This is a genomic window from uncultured Campylobacter sp., assembly GCF_938030785.1.
Lineage (GTDB): Bacteria > Campylobacterota > Campylobacteria > Campylobacterales > Campylobacteraceae > Campylobacter_B.
This window is the reverse complement of sequence record NZ_CALHIK010000099.1, coordinates 1-17,678: the sequence shown is the minus strand read 5'-3', so window position 1 is coordinate 17,678 and position 17,678 is coordinate 1. Positions and strand designations below refer to the sequence as shown.

Here is a 17,678-nt window from a genome sequence, read left to right as displayed (position 1 = left end):
TGATAAGCGATGAGATCGAAGCGAGCTTTAAGCTGTTTTATATTTAGCCTGGCGCCGGTTTTGGGGCTTTGCGGTAATCTTTTCTCGCCGCTTGCGATGCCTAGCCTTGATGAGCGCAAAGCAAAGCTTGGCGAGATGATATTTAAAGATACTAAATTTAACGCGCAGTCCCGCTCCTGCGAGAGCTGCCATAATTTTTACCTAAACGATTCGGGCGCTTCGGTGCAGGATGGGCAGGTGCCTACGATTTTAAATTCCTACTTTATCGATCGGTATCTGGGCGAGGAAAACTTCGCGGGATTTAACGCAAGGATTGGGGCATCTGTTTTTGACGAGCGCGAGCTCGGCGCGCGCGAAGATGAAATTTTGCAGATCATAAACGAAAATTTGGCCTACAAAGAGGCGTTTTATAAAATTTACGGTAAGGCGAACGTAGAAAATTTTATCGACGCGCTGGCGGAGTTTTTAAAATCCAAAACCGCGGTAAATTCTAAATTTGATCGCTTTTTGCGCGGCGAGAGCGCCTTAAACGAGCGCGAATATTCGGGTTACGTCATATTCGTGCGGCTCTGCTCGGTCTGCCACAACGGCGTAAATTTAGGCACAAACAGCTTTGCCAAGCTGCGTCCGAGCGGCGGGCAAAATTCCGCCGAAAAAGCGCGGGAGCAAAAGCGCAGACTCACCCCCGACGGCTACGAGCTGCACCGCGTACCGAGCCTGCGAAATATCACGAAAACCGCGCCCTATATAAACGGCGAGCAGGATCTGCGCACGGCGATGAAGCGCGTCGCAAAGGAGCTTTTAAAATACGATCTAAGCGAGGCGGAGGCGGATGATCTGATGAGCTTTTTAGCTACGCTTGAGGGGCAAATTCCAAGGAGTAAAGCAGATGAGAGATAAGATAATGTGGATTTTGATGGGCGGGATTATGGCTCTTGGCATAGCCGTCGCGATCAGCTATTTCTCGTCGCTAAAAGAGATAGCGAGCTTCGGCACTATCACGCGCGAGCTAGCCTTGGTCGATAACGCCGATAACCGCTTAAATATTCTATTTGACGCCAAAAACGCCAGGCGGGACTTTTCGATCGCAAATGCCGATATGCGCGGAATTTATCAGGTCATCGAGGATTTAGAAAACAGCGAGATCATCGCTAGAAGCGGGCTTTTAAACGACGTAAAGGGGGTCAAAAGCGCCTTTAGCGAAAAGATCGCTTTGCTGGACGAGCTCGGCGCGCTAAATTCGCAAAATTTAGTCCTTTTGCAAAGCCTGGAGCAAAAATTTTTAGCCGGCGGCAAAGGGCCCAAACTCATCAAAATTTACTCGCAAATTTTAGGGCTTAATTACAAAAACCGCTCCGAAATCTCCGCGCTGCAAAATGCTCTGGACGGCGCCGAGGCCTCGGATCTAAACGAGGTCGCATTCGTCGGTATCGCGCGCGAGATAGTAAAGAATTTCGAGCGCCAAAACCGCATCGTCACCGACGGGCTTTCGCAGCTTAATATGCGCTTTGCGAACCTACGCCAGCGATTTTCCTACGCCAGCGACGAGTTTTACGGCTCGTTCACACAGATGACGATGATCTATACGGCGGTGTTTCTTTCGTTTTTGCTGCTTACCTACATCATAAATTCCGACGCTCTGCGCTTTAAGCGCACGCTAGCGCCGTATCGCGCGCTGTGCGACGAGGCGAGCGAAGGAGCGCTTTTGGCGGATGAGAATTTTAAAATTTTTTATGCGAATAACCAGGCACTAAGCCTATTCGGCTACGAGCAGGACGAGCTAAAGGGCGCGGACGTCGGAATTTTGGCGCCTGAGAATAAGCGCGGCGAAATTTTAAATCTCGCTAACAAAGACGCCAAAGACACCCGCCTGATCTGCAAAAACGGCGAGTCGGTGGACGTGAGTCTAAAGATCGTAAATATCGCCGCGCCGCAAAAATCGCCCGTGTATGCGCTGTTTGCAAAGGACGTCACTCAGCTTGAGATCATGCGGCTGGCACTTGCTGGGGCAAAGGAAAATTTAACCAACCAGGTCTATATCGATCATCTTACGAATCAAGGCAACGAAGCGGCGCTTTACGAGCTGATAAACGCCGAGAAAACGGGCATCGCGATCTATCTTACGATCGTAAATTTTGCAAATTTGCGGCTCTTTTACAAGGCGGAGACGACGAATGAAATTTTGCGCTCCTTTGCGCGCACGCTTGCGATGTGTATCGAATCAAACGAGATCAAAGCTAAAATTTTCCGCATCCAATCCGACGAGTTTTGCCTATTTTACGAGGGCTCAAACATCACGCGCGACGTGGAGATTATAAATAAATACTTCACCGACAAAGTCTTTAACCTCCACACGACCGAGGGCTTTGCCTCCGCGCCTCTAAACGTCACGATAGGCGTCAGCGAGCGAGCCGACGTAGCGGGCGGCGCAAATAGAGTCTTTCAGGCGGTTATGGCGATGTATGAGGCGCAGGGCAAAAACGAGCACGTGGGCTTTTACTCGCGTCCAAACGTCATCGAAGAGAAGTATCTGCAAAACCAGATCATGATCAACACGATCCAAAACGCGATCAAAAAAAACCAGGTCTTCGTCCTCGTCCAGCCGATCTTCGACATCACGCGCAGAGATATGAGCGGCAACACTTACGGCACCAACGACAGCGACTACGTCCCGCTGGTCTATGAAATCCTAATCCGCCTCATTGACCGCTCCGGCAAGACGCGCTGCCCGGGCGAGTTTATCGATATCGCGAAACAGACCTCGCTCTACATCCCGCTAACGCGCGTGGTGATAGACGAGGCGTTTCGCCTGCTGGATCGCTTCGCGGGAACTAAATTTAGCATCAATCTTTCATATTTCGACATCGCAAACGAAGGCATCAAGGAGCTGCTTTTTAAAAAGCTCGCATCCAGCCCCAACGCTTCAAACCTCTTCATCGAAATTTTAGAAAGCGAGGAGTTCGACGATTACGAGAGCCTGCGCAGTTTCATCGCCGTGGCCAAAAACTATGGCTGCACCATCGCGATAGACGATTTTGGCAGCGGGTACTCCAACTACTATAGAATTTTAACGCTCGACGTGGATTACATAAAGATCGACGGAGCGCTCATCAAAAACATCGCAAACGACAAAAACTCGCGCGCTATCGTCGAAACGATCGCGGGCTTTGCGAAAAAGCAGGGCTACGAGCTCATCGCCGAATACGTCGAAAACCACGAAATATCGATGATCTTAGAGGAGATGGGGATCAGGTATATGCAGGGCTACTTCTACAGCAAGCCGATGGAGCCGTCGAAGATAAAATTTTAAAGCTCGCCGCTTGCTTGTGTGCGGCTGCGTGCTTATTGCGCTACCGTCTGGTACTTATTATGTCGTCGCGCACGGCTGCACGGCGTAAATTTAAACTTGTTTTGAAAATTCCAAAATTTCGCGCTTTGAAATTTTAAAATTTGGCGAGCCGCGCGGTTTTAAATTTTGAAATTTTAAAATTTCGGCGCAGGCTAGGGCGCGCGAGATCGCGAGATATTCTGGTTCGAGTCGCTCTCTGTCCGCCGTGAGCGCTCGGCAAATACAGCATCTTAAATATGATGATAGATTATCGATGAAATGATTGCGCTATCGCAGGCGCTGTCACGCTTCTTATTTGCGGCGCTTAGGAGTAGAATTTCATCGCACGATCTGCGATCTGCGGTGTTTAAATTTAATCCCGCCTTGAAATTTAATTGCTCGTAGCATTTAAAATTTAAATTCACCTCGCGAACCATAGCTGGCGACATTTAAATCGTTAAATCCGTGCTTTAAAATTTACAGCTCGCGATGTATGTTTCTGCCCGTCCACTTCGGTATTTTGAAAAATCTGCATTAATAAAATCTTCATTGCCGTGCGCAAAGCAAGCGGTTTAAATTTTTATTTCGAGCCGCAAGGCGACGCCCAGCCGAAATACGTAATTTCGGTAAATTTTATACTTGCAAAATTTTAAAATTCTATCGCCGTGAAATAGGGCGGAATTTTATCTCTGTGGCTTGCCGTCGCCGAATTTCGCGACTATCTCCTCGCTGCAGCTTTCTTTGGGCGCCCAGCCATCGCGCTTCATCCGCGCCAAATTGTCGCACGCCTCCTGCGAGCCGCCCTCGCAAAACTCGTCGTATATCACGAGGCTGCGGCACTGCCCGCTCGCGAAGCTCTCCAGCGCCGCGGCATTGCCCAGACAGGCTCGCTCGCGCAGATCGCTCATCGCGTGCCCGCCTGCGCCGCTCATTTTATCTCCCTGCTTCCGCTCGGCGAGGGTTGCGAGCTCGCACGCATCTGCGAAAAAGCCCTGCGCCTTGAAGCGGTTTCGCACGACGCCGCGACCGCCCAGCTCGTATCTCATCGCCGCTTCGTAGCATGCGGCGGCGTCCTTTTTGCTGCATTTTGCTAAAAGCGCGCCGGTTTTTGCGCCGCTAAATTTAAACTCTTTGGCTTCACCGTCCGCGTTTGCCAAACTAAGCGCCAGCGCCGCCGCCAGCGCAAGCTTTAAAGCTTTCATCTTTGCTCCTTTTTCGTTTATCCGCTCGCACGCTTCGATTTACCGCCTCATCGCGCACTGCACTCGCACAGCCCGCTAAAATTTCAAAGGCGCGCGCTCTATCTGCGCTCTAAGCTTGGAATTTTGCCGCTTTTGCTGCGCTAATTTTTCGGCAGCAGATCGAGCACTGCGCAGGCGCGTTTGTTGTGCATTTTGCACGCCCTGTCTAGCGCCTGCCCCGAGAGCTCAAAGCTTTGAGGGGTGCCGATTCCTTGGAGATATTTGACCGACAGCTCGTAGCACGCTTCGCTGCTGCCGGCATCGCACTGCTCTCTAAAAAGCTCAAACGACGCCACGACGTCCTTCTCCACGCCCAAGCCCCGCCCTAGCGCATCTGCGTAGAAAAAGCACGACAGCTGATCTTTTCGTTCGCAGCCGCTTTTCAGACCGCGCGCGACGCGCTCGCAGGAGCCTTCGTCGCTTTTTACGATACAGCTTTGCAGATCTGCCCGCGAAATTCCGTCCGTTTGAATGATCGCATCCGCGCTGCTTTGCGAGCCGGCACTTGCTTCGCCGCTCTTTAGAAAGTGCGCGCTTTGGGTCTCGCCGATACTCGTTGTTTTGCCCGCCGCAGAAATTTTATCCGCTCGCGCACTCTCGCCGCAGTTTGCCGCAAGTGCGCAAAATAGCGCCAAAAATAGAAATTTTTTCATACCAGCCTCCGTTAAATTTAGCGCCATTTTAATTAAAAATGCTGAATTTAATGAAAATGCGCCTCTACCCTAAATTTCAGCTTTGTATCGCAATGTGTTTGAAGTGCGAAATTTAAAGCGCGCCGCCAAAGCGATTGCTCATAGGCTCTTTAGTGCCGCGAGTACATTTTGTGCGTCCTGCTCGGGTTCGGCGATTCGGCTAAAGCGCTTTATCTCCTTGCCGCTCCGAAAAATCAGAGTTTGGCGGTGGTAAAATTTCTTCCCGTCACCGGTGGTGAAAGTCTCGAGCCCAAGCGGCGCTTCAAGCTCGAATTTTTCGTCGTTTATGAACTCAAACGAGGCGCCCGTAGCGCGCTTAAACTCGCTCGTGCCCGCCTCGCCCATGCTGCCTACGGCGATAAGCTCAAAGCCTAGGGCTCTTATCTGCGCAAGCGCGCTCTCGTAGGCCTTGCATTGAAGCGTGCAGCCCGTAAGTCCCGCCGTATCGCGCAACTCTGCGGGCAAAAATTTGCCGCTGTCGCCCATTTTCGGATAGGTAAAAACCACGCAATTTTTCGGTAAATTTATCATCTCTCGCCTTTTGATCGAAATAGGTCGCAAAAATAGCATAAAAAATCTTAAACCCGCTTAACGGATGAAATTTTAATAAAATTTAGCGTAAAATAAAGGGCAAAATTTCGGCAAATCAAATTTGGAGTTAAATTTTGGATATTGACAGAGCGATAGAGGAGCTTGCAAAAAAGCAGCAGCAGTGCAAGATAAAATTTCTAAAACCGCTGATTTTATTGCTATGCATCGCGGTTTTTTCCGTCGGCTGGTTTATCCACGGCTTGATCCAAAACGAATACTCCTCCGCCGTGCTGATGTCCGCGATGATCCCGATAATTGCGGTAAGCTGCGTATGGGGGATTTATGATGATTCCATCGCCAAATGGGAGTACAACGCCTTTTACAAAGACGCCTTTATCCGCGCTATTATTTCAGATATCGATCCCGCCTTTAGATACGAGCCGCAAAGCGGCATAGACGAAGAAGAAATCCGCAAAACGGGCATCTATCCGAATAATGAATTCGTAGCCGAGGATCAGATAGACGGCGTGTATAAAGGGGTAAAATTTAGCCTAAGCGAGGCGATAAAAATCTATGAAACGCGCGAGTCTATGAGGCTTGTAGAGTTATCTCAAAGGTCCAAGAGCGATCTTTCCGCGGCTTTTTTGCTATCGGCGATCGCGCTTTGGAACGCTTGGAGGCTCGGCGAATATGTGCAAGCCTTTAGCGGCTCGGTTTTGGTGTGCGAGTTTTATAAGAAATTTAAGGGGCAAACCATCATCGCGGACCGCTCGCCAGGCACCAAATTTTTGGGCGATCAGGAGCTGATGGACGACGTGATTTTCGGAGAGGAATTTCGCGTATTCGCAAGCGATAAGATCGAGGCGCGGTATCTTTTGACGCCTAGCTTTATGGGTCGCCTTGGGGCTTTGAAGCTTAAGCTTGCGCCCAAGATCGCTCTTAGCGCGGCGTTTATGGACGGCAAATTTTATCTATTTTTAAACGGCGCGAAAAACCGCTTCGAAGCCGCGCTGTTTTCGCCGCGCACTACGCTAAGAGACGCTGAGCGGATAAAGGCCGAGGTTTTGCAGCTTCTTGGTATCATTGACGAGCTGCGTTTGAATGAGGAGGTTTTTGGCGACGCAAGCGAGAGCGGCGAGCCCGCAAAGAGCTCGTCTCTCGGCGGCGAGGAGCTGCAGAGATTGCGCGATAAAGGCTTGCGCTCGCGCGATCGCTGATTTGAATTTTAAAATGTCATCTCGCGGCTTAAAATTTAACGCTTTTAGTAAAATTTCAATCTTATCGCCCGCGGCTTTAAATTTAGCGCTTTTTGGAATTTAGCGTCTTTTGAAATTTAACGCGGCGCAAGCGGGTAAATTTTACCGCTTGCGGCGGTAGCTCTAAATTTTAAAATTTAGCCCGCGCGCCGCAAAGCTCGCTATGAAATTTCACTCGTTGTTTCCCGCGATAGTTTCGATCAGTTTGCGTTTGTTGCGGCGGTTGTAAAGCACCGACGAAAGGAGCGATAGCGCGATAAATAATATCCCCGCGGTGCCCGTTATGATCTCGCTTACTTCAAATTTCAGCTTGGCAAACATTATAAACGCCAAACACGCGATGGCGTAGTGTGCGCCGTGCTCCAGATAGACAAAGTGCGACAGCGTGCCGCGGGCGACGAGATACAGCGTGATGGAGCGCACGAACATCGCGCCGGCGCCAAGGCCTAGCATGATGATGAAGATATTATCGCTTAGCGCAAACGCTCCGATCACGCCGTCGAAGCTAAAGCTCGCGTCCAGGGTTTCTAAATACAAAAAGCCCGCAAGGCCGTTTTTTACGCCGTTCGTGCCGAAAAGGCGGTCGAAGCAAGAGATGAGCAGATAGAGCAGGATCGCGCCGAAATACGCCGCGCCGAGCGTAGCCGAGCCCGTTTTAGCAAGCAGCACGAGCCCCGCGGCTAGAGCGATCAGCGTGGGCGCGTTTGGAATGCGCTTTAAAAATCGCACGAGCCCGTTATTTTCGATTATGCCCAGCCAGTGTAGCTCGCGCTGCGTATCGAAGAAAAAATCGCAAAAGACCATCAGCAAAAACGCGCCGCCGAAAACGTAAATTTGCGCTTCGTTCTCGCTTAAAATTTCATGGTAGCGCTGCGGCTGCTTAAGCGCCAGCACGAGGGTTTCCCAAAGACCTAGATGTGCGCTTGCGGCGACGATGAGTACGGGAAATAAAAACCTCATACCAAAAACCGCGATCGGAATGCCCCAGAGGATAAATCTTTTTTGCCACACCGGCGCCATATCTTTTAGCACTTTGGCATTGACTACGGCGTTGTCGAAGCTGAGGCTGATTTCGAGCACGCATAAAAGCGCGCAGATATAAGCGGCACCCGCGCCGCCGATATAAAATGCGATAATTACGGCGATGGAGCTAACCGCAAAAGATGAGTAGAAATACTTCATATAAATTTTATCCTAGCCGATTTTTTGCGCGATTTTAGCAAAATTTAGCCCTAAATTCTATATAATTGCAAAAATTCCAAAAAAGGCAAAAGATGCTTACCAATCCCGTATTTATCAGTATCTGTGTGATGTGCGCGCTGTGCTTGCTGAGGTGCAACGTAATGCTCGCGATCCTAATCGGCACGATATGCGCCGTGCTCTCAAGCAAGATCCCGCTGGGAGACGCCATAAATTTATTCATAAACGGCAACCCCGAAAACGCCGGCAGCCTCGGCATGGGCGGAAATTTAGAAACCGCGCTTTCATATCTGCTGCTAGGCGTCATCGCAAGCGCGATCTCAAAGACCAACCTAACGGCGATCTTGGTGCGCGCGGTGGCAAATTTAATCAGCGACAAAAAATACGTCTTTATCTTTTCGATCGCCTTTTTTGCGTGCTTTTCACAAAATTTAATCCCCGTGCATATCGCCTTTATCCCGATTTTGATCCCGCCGCTAGTCAAGATCATGAACTCGCTAAAGATCGACCGCCGCGCCGTAGCGTGCGCGCTGACGTTCGGCTTGCAGACGCCGTATATGGCGCTGCCGCTGGGATTTGGGCTTATCTTTATGGGGCTAATCGAAAAAAATATGAACGCAAACGGCATCGCGGTAAGCCTTGGCGACATATCGAGCGTGATGTGGCTAAGCGCCGTGCCGATGCTCGTGGGCCTCATCCTAGCCGTGATCTACTACCGCAAGCCGAGGGAGTATGCCGAAACCAAAGAGAGCCTGGATGCGCATTTTAGCGAGCTTAAGATGGGTGTGCGAGAGTGGGGCGCTCTAGCGGGCATCGCGGTGTGCTTCGCGGTGCAAATTTGGATCAAATCCCTTCCGTTCGCCGCGCTTAGCGGAATTTTAGTAATGCTTGCGAGCAAAGGCATCGAGTGGAAGAAGCTCGATAACGTATTTGACGAGGGCGTGCATATGATGGGCTATATCGCGTTTTTGATGCTGATCGCCGCAGGATACGGCACGATCTTAAAAGAAACCGGCGGCGTGAACGAGCTGGTGCACGTAGCGAGCACTTTAAGCGGCGGCAAGCTCGGCGGCGCGCTGCTGATGATCGGCATCGGGCTACTCGTGACGATGGGTATCGGCTCGAGCTTCGGCACGATCCCTATCATCGCTACGATATACTGTCCGCTAGCCGCGCAGTTGGGCTTTAGCACGGCGGCGACGATCTTTATCATCGGCGTGGCTGCGGGTATCGGCGATGCGGGCTCGCCTGCGAGCGATAGCACGCTCGGGCCTACCGTGGGGCTGAATATCGACGGCGAGCATAGCCATATGTGGGATACCTGCGTGCCGACCTTTATTTTCTTTAATATCCCGCTAATCATATTCGGCATAATATTTTCGATGATGTTATAGATTGCGGAATTTACGCGGGTTTTCGCGGGCGGAATTTTAGAATTTTAGAATTTTAGAATTTTAGAATTTTAGAATTTTAGAATTTCGCCCGCGCGATTTTGCCAAATTTATTTGCGTCGCTCGCGCAATCTACTTAAATTTAACCGCTCGCGGCGTGTTGATGAAAATCATTGCTAAAATTTGAAATTTCGCATAAAATTGGCGAAATTTCATAGCAAGGAGCGGTGGTGGAGCAAATTTATCCTTACGTGCAGATTGTGCATCTCATCTGCGCCATTATCTTTTTGGGCTACATATTTTTCGACGTCGTGATTTTTTCGCGGCTTAAAAGCGCGCTGGGTGCGGATTTTGAGCGCATTAAAAAAGCGATCGGCTCGCGCGCGATTAAGATCATGCCGGTTTGCCTTTTTACGCTGATTATCACCGGCGGAATGATGATGAGCCGTTGGGTCGGAAGCGCTAATGGCGGGGATTTCGGCACGCCGCTTCAAAAAATCTTTATGCTAAAAGTCACGCTCGCGCTCATCATCGCCGTGTGCGTAGCGATAAATTTAAGTTGCCGCGCGATGGGAAGGCCTGCGCCTGAGTTTTTGCGAGTAAATATCCACAAAATCGCCTTTGTATTTGGATTCATCATCGTGCTTTGCGCCAAGCTTATGTTTATCATCTAAGCTCGGCGCGCACGAACTTCTCGGCGACAAAATTTCAAGCAGATCGCCGTTTTACTTATTGTTTAATATTCATTAAAGATATAAAATAATAAAATACACCCGTTAAGTATCGGAATTTAAAGCGTCTGCGACGGATGCGTAGAATTTCTGAAGTGCAGAGGATTGCCTATTTTACGGTAAATGTAGGATAAATTTATAAGCGGTCGCTTATCTTACCTGCTTTGATCGGACTGCGGCGAAATTTGAGATTTTCGCGCGCAGAGGGCATCGGCGGCTAAATTTTAAAATTTACTTATTGGGAAAGGAAAAGTATGAAAAAATTTTTATTCGGTTTATTAATTGCGGGGCTTGCTAGCAGCGTGCTCTGCGCAAGATCGCTCGGCGAGATCAAAAGTAGCGGCGTTGTTAGAGTGGGCGTTTACGACGCGCAGCCGCCTTTCGGCAAGCTTGAAGACGGCGTGCACCAGGGCTTTGAGATCGATATGGCAAACGAGATCGCAAAGGATATCTTTAAAAACGGAGGCGGCAAGGTAGAGTTTGTCTCCGTCGCGGCAAATCAGCGCATAAGGTATCTTCAAGAGGATAAGGTCGATATGGTCATCGCTACGATTACGGTAACTCCGGAGCGCGAAAAGGAGATCGATTTTACGACCCCGTATTTTAGCGTAAACATAGGCGTACTGACCCGCGTAGAGGATAAGATCCGCTCTTTGGACGATCTGCAAGATCAGACCATTTTAGTTTTAAGCGGCGGCACGAGCGAGCCGTATTTTGAAAAGCAGGGTTATAAAATCTCCAGATGCGAGAGCGCTAGCGCTTGCTACAAGGCGCTTAAAGCAGGACAAGGCGCGGCATACGCGGACGATAATCTAGTCGTTTTGGGCTATCCGGTGCTGGATAAAAAGGTCGAAGTAAATATCAAAAATTTAGGCGCCTCGGACTTTTTGGCGATCGGCGTGCAAAAAGGCAACGCAGAGCTGCTTAACTTCTTAAACGAAGAGCTCATCAAGCTAAGCAAAGAGGGCTTTTTCAAGAAAATCTTCAACGAAAGCGTTGAGCCTTATTACAAAGGTACCGCCGAAAGAAAGTATTTCTTGCTGGACGATCTTTATAGTTTGCTTTAAATTTACTCGCCTCGCCGGTTGCGCGAGCGGTGATATAAAATTTTATTTAAAAGGATAATTCGTGAAAAAAATTATATTTTCGCTTCTGTTTTTCTGTGCTTCGCTCTTTTCAAATTCTTTGGCTCAGATCAAAGAAAAGGGCGTTATCCGCATAGGTATAGACGGATCGGTACCGCCTCTAAACGTAGCCGAGGACGGCAAATACGAGGGGTTTGAAATTCTGCTCATCGAGGAGCTCGCAAAGGAAATTTTCGGCGGCAAAGAGGGTAAGATCGAGTATATAATCACTCAAGGAAACGACCGTATCAACGCCGTGCGAGATAATAAAGTAGATCTTGATATCGCAGTGATCACGGTTACGAAGGAGCGCGAGAAGATAGTGGATTTCTCAAATCCCTATTTTAGCGTAAACGTAGGCGTGCTAAGCCGCGCGGGCGATAATATCAAAACCGTAAACGATCTGCAAGATAAGGAAATTTTAGCGGAGAGCGGCACAGTCGCGTATGAGTATTTTGCAAAGCAGGGCCATACGATTCGTCCTTGCAGCAACTCCTCCGATTGCTATCGCAAGCTAAAAGCGGGCGAAGGCGCTGCATACGCGGACGATAATCTCGTCGTTTTGGCTTATGCGGTCGTGGATAGAAAGGTTGAGGCGAATATCATAAATTTAGGCACTTCGGACTTTTTAGCTATCGCGGTGCAAAAGGGCAACGACGATCTGCTCGACGCTATAAATTCCGGGCTTGTAAATTTAAGCAAAAGCGGCTTTTTCAAGAAAATTTTTAATGAGACGATAGATCCGTATTATAAAGGCACCGCCGAAAGGAAGTATTTCTTGCTGGATGATCTTTACAAAATGTTTTAAGTTTATCAAAGGATAAAAGATGAAAAAATTTTTATTTACGCTGCTATTTGCGGCGAGCACGATTTTCGCAAACTCCTTAGACGAGATCAGAGCAAGCGGCAAGATCCGCATCGGCGTGCAGAGCGAGCAGCCTCCGTTTAGCTTTGACGCTAACGGCACGATGGTGGGATTTGAGGTCGATTTGGCCAAGGAGCTCGTAAAGAATTTATTCGGCAACAAAAGCAGCGATATAGAATTTGTCCCGGTCGGATCAAACGAGCGAGTGGCTGCCGTCGTGCAAAACAAGGTCGATCTGGTCATATCCGAGCTTACCGTGACTAAAGAGCGGGCGCGAGAGGTGGACTTTTCATATCCTTACTACTCGGTGCAGATCGGCGTATTAACCAGAGCCGACGATAATATCTCCCGCATCGATCAGATCGCGAATAATAAAATTTTAACCGTAAGCGGCACTACCGCCGACGATCATTTCAAAAGCGCGGGCTATACGATCATAAACTGCGCCGATGCCAATGAGTGCGTCGCGAAGCTAAAGGCGGGCCAGGGCGTCGGCTTTGCCGACGATAATACCGTCGTGCTCGGATATGCTAGAAACGATGCCGCGCTGGATGCGAAGATCACCAATCTAGGCAGGGTCGATTACATCGCCGTAGCTCTTGCCAAGGGCAACACCCAGCTACTCGACGCCGTAAACGGTAGCCTCATTAGAATGCATAAGAATAAATTTTTCCAAAAGAGCTTCGAAAACGACATCAAGCCTTATTACGGCGGTAAGATCGATAAAAAACATTTTACGCTCGATGAGGTTTATAGCCTGTTTTAAATTTAGATGCATCCAAAATTTAAGGCGCCCCTTGACGTCTGAATATACGCGCAGCTGCGATATTTGATCGCAGCTTGCTTTTGCCACCAAGGCTTCGGCGGCAATTTATAATTTAAATTCCGTATTTTTACGGATCCCGGTTGCGATATAAAATTTTATGATATTTTGATATGCGGTTGTGAAAGGGCGCGGCTTATAAAAGATAGTCGGTCGCAAGAAATTCTAATCCGAGTAGTAAAATTTTATATCCTTTTTCAGTTGCGTCGGCAGTATATTAAATTTAGCCCTAAAAATTTTAGAAAAATGCGATAAATTATTGTATCCGACCATTTTAGCGGCTTCGTTTACGCTGATTTGATCTAGACTTAATAGCTCTTTTGCAATTCCAAGCCGCTCATTTGTCAGCATCGCATAAATGGTCGTGCCAAAATATGCTTTAAAATCCCTTTTTAGTGCAAATTCATTCGTGGCACAAAGACGAGCTAGCTCCTTAATGCTAGGTGGGTTTTGCATATTTTCAAGTAATATTTTCTTTGCTTTTTGGACTGTTTTTATGTCATTTTCATCAAGACTAAGCGTATTTTCAGGCTCATTAAATTTATAAAAACTTCTATAAAGCATCTCTAAAATTTTACTTTCCATAAAAATTTCGCGCATTTTGCCGTCGTATATCGCGGCATTTTCGAGCTCTTTGAGGATGATATTTTGCACGGTGCTTGTTTTAAATTTCTTCATGCAAACGGCCTGATCTAAATTCAAATTTTTTAAAATTCCCAGCTCATTTGCAAAAGCGGTGCTAAGCGCTATGCATGAGCTTTTATAGTGTTTATTTTCAAGCTCGTGAACGCCACGCAATTTGCTTTGCATAGTTCCGAGCCAAAACTCACCTTTATTCAAAACGAATTGATCTTTATCCGATCTGAAGCAGATAGGATTTTCGCCCGTATTGAAAAATAAAAATGAATAGCGGCTACCTCGCTCGTGGCGATGCAAAAGAAAATCTCTGCAAACTATATCGCTGCTATAATATCCTATCTCTCCGCCCGTATAAAAAGAGCTAAAGTCGAATTTTATACTTTCGCTTTTAAGCTCGGTTTTGCTATACCTGTATTGCTTGGACGGCTCAATGTCGTTAGATATTTTCTGCAAAAAATCATCTAAACTTATCTCTTTACTCATCTTATCCCTTTAGCGTTTAAAAAAATCCCTCTACCGTTTAGTATTTCTTGATAATGCGTATCTTATTATAGTAAAATGAGTTTAAATTTTAATAAGAAAAGGGGCATTTGTGCGCGCAATATATAAATTATCGCTAATCGCTGCTATAGCGACAGCCGGGATATCGAGTGAGATAGAAAAACAAGGCAAAAGCGTAAATTTGGGTGAAATTACCGTAGTCAGTGCTACGGGCTATCGGCAAAATATTCAAGACGCACCCGCTTCTATCTCCGTTCTTACGCAAAAAGAGATACAAAAGCGTAACTATCAAGATATCTCCGCAATGGTAGAGGATTTGCCGAGTGCCTTTACCGCAACTCTAGGCGCTGCATCGAGAAAAGGCATAAGCCTAAGAGGCCTATCTCAAAAATATACGAAAATTTTAATCGACGGCAAGCCCGCGACCAGCGATAGCGCTTATAAAGGATTAAGAAGTATTGGCAGTAGCCAGAATTTCTTGCCTCCCGCAAATGCGATAGAGCGCATAGAGGTCATCCGCGGTCCTATGAGCTCGCTTTACGGCAGCGACGCTATGGGCGGAGTAATAAATATCATCACCAAGGGCTTTTCAAATGAGCCTAGCGGCAATGTAAACGGATACTATACTTTCGCTAAAAAATCGCAAATAAAAGGTGATTATCAAACGGGTTTTTATCTAAACGGAGCTATCGTCCCGGACGTGCTAGGTATCGCACTTTACGGCAGATTTTTTGAAAAGATAGAGGATAAAGAGCCTTATGCGAATAGAAATAATGAAGAGACGAATATGGGCACAAAACTGATGTATAACGTAACGCAAAATGATGAGGTAGCGCTTGATTATCGTAAAGTAAATAATAAATTTAGACGTACATACGGGCGTACGCGAACAACCTCGGGAGGCAATAACGATATTGCGAAAGAGGATATGAAAGGCTACACCGCAAGCCTGTCTCACCAGGGAAAATACGATAAGTTTATGATAGATAGCTATGCAAATTACGATAGCATGAAAGAAAGCGGTGCCCAGGATCTGCGTCTTAGAACGACTACGCTAAATTCTAAAGGCTCATATTTTTTCGATTCAAATGCTTTGAGTTTGGGCGTGCAATACCGAAGCGAGAGATTAAACGAAGCCGCTACTACCGCAGATGAGGCAAATGTCAAAAGATGGGATTATTCGATCTACGGCGAGGATGATTTTTATCTAACTGATGATTTAACACTAACCGGTGGAATCAGATATAACCGTGATAAGGACTATGGCGGCCATATATCGCCGCGCACTTATGCCGTTTATCGTTTAAACGAAAGTTTTTCTATTAAAGGCGGCGTTTCGACAGGATATTCAACTCCGGATATTAAGCAGCGTAGCGAGGGCCTTGCCCTGCCATTTGCAGGAGGCCAGGGAGCGCAGATAGGCAGAAGCTCTTTAAAGCCTGAAAGCAGCATAAGCTACGAAGGCGGGTTTTCTTACGACGATAACGATAAATTTAACTTTAGCGCTACCGCGTTTTATACTGAAATCAAAGATGGAATTTCTACGAAATTGATTTGCCGTCCAAGACCGGGAAATCCTTGCGTGTATAACGGCAAAACTTACAGGCGCGGTATTTGGGATACTATAAATATCGGGGAAGCCGAGGTTAGGGGTCTAGAGCTAAGTAACGATTATCAAATTTTAGATAATTTGAAGTTGCATGCAAACTATGCCTATACGAAATCCGAGCAAAAAACGGGTAGTGAGAAGGGCAAAACCTTAAATAATTTTCCAATCCATTCGGTAAAGCTAGGATTTGATTACGACGTAAGCTCCAAGCTAAACTTATGGTCGCAAATAAATTATTATAGTAGGACGCGCGATAGCCTAAGCTACGATGAGGATATCCGCTCATACACGATTTTTGATCTGGGCGCGAGCTATAAAGTTACAAAAGACGCAAGTTTAAATTTTACGCTTTATAACATATTCAACGAATTCGTACTAACGCGCTCGGGAAATTATCAAATGATGGTCGTAGACGGGATGAAGGCGCAGGTTGGATTTAACGTGAACTTTTAAATTCGCGGCGCATAAAATTTCGTCCGCGGATTTAAAAATTTAAGGAAATTAATGGCGATTCTAAAAAGGAAAAAATTTTGGTTCAACGTCCATCTTGTTTTGACGCTTATATGCTGCGTGCCGATCTTAATCGTAGCCCTTAGCGGCGCTATTATCTCGTATCATGATGAGATTATAGATGCGTTAAATCAAAGCAAATCTTTCGTGAGCCCGAGCGGAAAAGATGCCCTCGAACCCGCCGAAATTTTAAATATTTTCAGAAAAACTAAGCCCGGTTTTACGCTCAGTTATTATAGAATTCCTCAAAACAAAAACGAAGCGATTAGGCTTTCCGGTACAGATTCTAGCGGCGAGTTTAAATCATATTTTATAGATCCTTATAACGGCGAAATTACTTCGGAAAATATAGGCGATACGTTTATCGGCGTAGCGCTAAATCTACATACTAATCTGGGATTTGGGCTAAGCAAAAACGAAACTCTGCGGCTAATAGGCAAAAATATCGTGGCGCTTAGCACGGTTATGTTTATTTTGGTCTTAATTTCAGGCGCGGTGATCTATTATCCTAGCTTTAGAGGAAAGATTTTACGCGCATTTAGGATAAATTTTAAAGCGAGAGGTTATGCGTTTTTATATAGCTTGCACGGCGCGGTCGGAGTTTTACTGCTGCCCGTTTTGCTTACGATAAGCGCTAGCGGGCTTTATTGGTCGTATGATTGGATAGCCAAAATCACCAACAGAGCGTTGGGTGAAAAGGAAATTTTTAGAAAAACGAGCTTTACCGAAGTGCGAGGATTTTCGCTTGAGGATGAAGATAAAATTTTAAATTTGCAGACGGCATTTGATATTTTTAAGCGTGAACGCGGTGAAAACTACGAATTCTTTAATATCATCGCCCAAAAAGATGGAGAAAATTTTATGGTCTTTTATTTCGATAAAGGCGAAAAGAGCGAAGAGCATATGAATACGATGAGTATAAACGTTAAAAAGGGCATCTTGCGGCATGCTCGCTATGATGATACGAAAAGTACCATGCCGCGCCCGTTTGCTATACATAAAGCCGTTTTGAGCGTGCATTCGGGCTATATCTTCGGCGAGGCGGGTAAGTTCTTATTTTGCGTAGCGGCGATTTCTGTGTTATTTTTTATAGTTACGGGATTTTGGATGAGTATAAAAAGAATTTATAAGAAAAGATAAATCTACGAATTCAAAGCGGAGAGATAGCTTATCCGCGGCGTAAATTTAAAATTTTACCCGAAACGGTATCGCTTCTTTTCAGTTAATAAAATTTTAT

The 17,678-nt window shown here is 46.9% G+C and carries 16 protein-coding genes; 10 read left to right on the top strand and 6 right to left on the bottom strand.

Going from position 1 to position 17,678, the window contains the following annotated elements; all coding sequences use genetic code 11:
- Positions 1–9: 9 nt before the first annotated feature.
- Positions 10–900 carry a cytochrome c peroxidase gene (locus Q0438_RS05395; protein ID WP_299188257.1) on the top strand — a complete coding sequence of 297 codons (891 nt, stop codon included), beginning with the start codon at positions 10–12 and terminating at the stop codon, positions 898–900.
- A complete protein-coding gene (locus Q0438_RS05390; protein WP_299188254.1) occupies positions 890–3,310 on the top strand; it encodes an EAL domain-containing protein in 2,421 nt (806 codons plus the stop codon). Before Q0438_RS05395 ends, Q0438_RS05390 begins: the two co-directional genes overlap by 11 nt.
- A 269-nt stretch (positions 3,311–3,579) precedes the next feature.
- Here the strand turns inward: Q0438_RS05390 and Q0438_RS05385 are convergent, their stop codons facing one another.
- The 4 genes from Q0438_RS05385 to Q0438_RS05370 form a co-directional block, all read right to left on the bottom strand.
- The gene (locus tag Q0438_RS05385) at positions 3,580–3,777 is read right to left on the bottom strand and encodes a hypothetical protein (RefSeq protein WP_299188251.1); all 198 of its coding nucleotides are present in this window, start codon (positions 3,775–3,777) and stop codon (positions 3,580–3,582) included.
- 234 nt (positions 3,778–4,011) lie between these two features.
- Complete coding sequence (locus tag Q0438_RS05380) at positions 4,012–4,530, bottom strand: hypothetical protein (protein ID WP_299188248.1); 519 nt, start codon at positions 4,528–4,530, stop codon at positions 4,012–4,014.
- Positions 4,531–4,670: 140 nt separating this feature from the next.
- On the bottom strand, positions 4,671–5,222 hold the full coding sequence (locus tag Q0438_RS05375; RefSeq protein WP_299188245.1) for a sel1 repeat family protein: 552 nt from the start codon (positions 5,220–5,222) through the stop codon (positions 4,671–4,673).
- A gap of 138 nt (positions 5,223–5,360) precedes the next feature.
- Complete coding sequence (locus Q0438_RS05370) at positions 5,361–5,792, bottom strand: redoxin (protein ID WP_299188244.1); 432 nt, start codon at positions 5,790–5,792, stop codon at positions 5,361–5,363.
- 134 nt (positions 5,793–5,926) lie between these two features.
- Between Q0438_RS05370 and Q0438_RS05365 the strand changes: the two genes are divergently transcribed.
- Positions 5,927–7,009: a DUF3137 domain-containing protein gene (locus Q0438_RS05365; protein WP_299188243.1), complete on the top strand. Its 1,083-nt coding sequence runs from the start codon at positions 5,927–5,929 to the stop codon at positions 7,007–7,009.
- 210 nt (positions 7,010–7,219) lie between these two features.
- Here Q0438_RS05365 and Q0438_RS05360 read toward each other — a convergent pair whose 3' ends face one another.
- On the bottom strand, positions 7,220–8,230 hold the full coding sequence (locus Q0438_RS05360; protein WP_299188240.1) for a DUF475 domain-containing protein: 1,011 nt from the start codon (positions 8,228–8,230) through the stop codon (positions 7,220–7,222).
- 92 nt (positions 8,231–8,322) lie between these two features.
- Between Q0438_RS05360 and Q0438_RS05355 the strand changes: the two genes are divergently transcribed.
- The 5 genes from Q0438_RS05355 (at position 8,323) to Q0438_RS05335 (ending at position 13,125) form a co-directional block, all read left to right on the top strand.
- The gene (locus Q0438_RS05355; RefSeq protein WP_299188237.1) at positions 8,323–9,642 is read left to right on the top strand and encodes a Na+/H+ antiporter NhaC family protein; all 1,320 of its coding nucleotides are present in this window, start codon (positions 8,323–8,325) and stop codon (positions 9,640–9,642) included.
- 227 nt (positions 9,643–9,869) lie between these two features.
- Positions 9,870–10,313 carry a copper resistance protein CopD gene (locus Q0438_RS05350; protein ID WP_299188235.1) on the top strand — a complete coding sequence of 148 codons (444 nt, stop codon included), beginning with the start codon at positions 9,870–9,872 and terminating at the stop codon, positions 10,311–10,313.
- A gap of 311 nt (positions 10,314–10,624) precedes the next feature.
- Positions 10,625–11,437: a transporter substrate-binding domain-containing protein gene (locus tag Q0438_RS05345; protein WP_299188233.1), complete on the top strand. Its 813-nt coding sequence runs from the start codon at positions 10,625–10,627 to the stop codon at positions 11,435–11,437.
- A gap of 61 nt (positions 11,438–11,498) precedes the next feature.
- On the top strand, positions 11,499–12,302 hold the full coding sequence (locus tag Q0438_RS05340) for a transporter substrate-binding domain-containing protein (protein ID WP_299188231.1): 804 nt from the start codon (positions 11,499–11,501) through the stop codon (positions 12,300–12,302).
- A 19-nt stretch (positions 12,303–12,321) separates the two neighbouring features.
- Complete coding sequence (locus tag Q0438_RS05335; RefSeq protein WP_299188229.1) at positions 12,322–13,125, top strand: transporter substrate-binding domain-containing protein; 804 nt, start codon at positions 12,322–12,324, stop codon at positions 13,123–13,125.
- A 222-nt stretch (positions 13,126–13,347) separates the two neighbouring features.
- Here the strand turns inward: Q0438_RS05335 and Q0438_RS05330 are convergent, their stop codons facing one another.
- Positions 13,348–14,304: an AraC family transcriptional regulator gene (locus Q0438_RS05330; protein WP_299188226.1), complete on the bottom strand. Its 957-nt coding sequence runs from the start codon at positions 14,302–14,304 to the stop codon at positions 13,348–13,350.
- Positions 14,305–14,413: 109 nt separating this feature from the next.
- Between Q0438_RS05330 and Q0438_RS05325 the strand changes: the two genes are divergently transcribed.
- Together Q0438_RS05325 and Q0438_RS05320 are read left to right on the top strand one after the other, a co-directional pair.
- Positions 14,414–16,384: a TonB-dependent receptor gene (locus Q0438_RS05325; RefSeq protein WP_367178497.1), complete on the top strand. Its 1,971-nt coding sequence runs from the start codon at positions 14,414–14,416 to the stop codon at positions 16,382–16,384.
- Positions 16,385–16,435: 51 nt separating this feature from the next.
- A complete protein-coding gene (locus tag Q0438_RS05320; RefSeq protein WP_299188220.1) occupies positions 16,436–17,581 on the top strand; it encodes a PepSY domain-containing protein in 1,146 nt (381 codons plus the stop codon).
- The last annotated feature ends 97 nt before the right edge of the window (positions 17,582–17,678 follow it).

What these genes read in the sequence shown, in the direction of transcription:
- Q0438_RS05380 (WP_299188248.1), bottom strand. Translation starts at nt 4,530, where the DNA reads ATGAAAGCTTTAAAGCTTGCGCTGGCGGCGGCGCTGGCGCTTAGTTTG.
- Q0438_RS05330 (WP_299188226.1), bottom strand. Translation starts at nt 14,304, where the DNA reads ATGAGTAAAGAGATAAGTTTAGATGATTTTTTGCAGAAAATATCTAAC.
- Q0438_RS05335 (WP_299188229.1), top strand. Translation starts at nt 12,322, where the DNA reads ATGAAAAAATTTTTATTTACGCTGCTATTTGCGGCGAGCACGATTTTC.
- Q0438_RS05390 (WP_299188254.1), top strand. Translation starts at nt 890, where the DNA reads ATGAGAGATAAGATAATGTGGATTTTGATGGGCGGGATTATGGCTCTT.
- Q0438_RS05345 (WP_299188233.1), top strand. Translation starts at nt 10,625, where the DNA reads ATGAAAAAATTTTTATTCGGTTTATTAATTGCGGGGCTTGCTAGCAGC.
- Q0438_RS05370 (WP_299188244.1), bottom strand. Translation starts at nt 5,792, where the DNA reads ATGATAAATTTACCGAAAAATTGCGTGGTTTTTACCTATCCGAAAATG.
- Q0438_RS05395 (WP_299188257.1), top strand. Translation starts at nt 10, where the DNA reads ATGAGATCGAAGCGAGCTTTAAGCTGTTTTATATTTAGCCTGGCGCCG.
- Q0438_RS05360 (WP_299188240.1), bottom strand. Translation starts at nt 8,230, where the DNA reads ATGAAGTATTTCTACTCATCTTTTGCGGTTAGCTCCATCGCCGTAATT.
- Q0438_RS05355 (WP_299188237.1), top strand. Translation starts at nt 8,323, where the DNA reads ATGCTTACCAATCCCGTATTTATCAGTATCTGTGTGATGTGCGCGCTG.
- Q0438_RS05320 (WP_299188220.1), top strand. Translation starts at nt 16,436, where the DNA reads ATGGCGATTCTAAAAAGGAAAAAATTTTGGTTCAACGTCCATCTTGTT.
- Q0438_RS05375 (WP_299188245.1), bottom strand. Translation starts at nt 5,222, where the DNA reads ATGAAAAAATTTCTATTTTTGGCGCTATTTTGCGCACTTGCGGCAAAC.
- Q0438_RS05385 (WP_299188251.1), bottom strand. Translation starts at nt 3,777, where the DNA reads ATGTCGCCAGCTATGGTTCGCGAGGTGAATTTAAATTTTAAATGCTAC.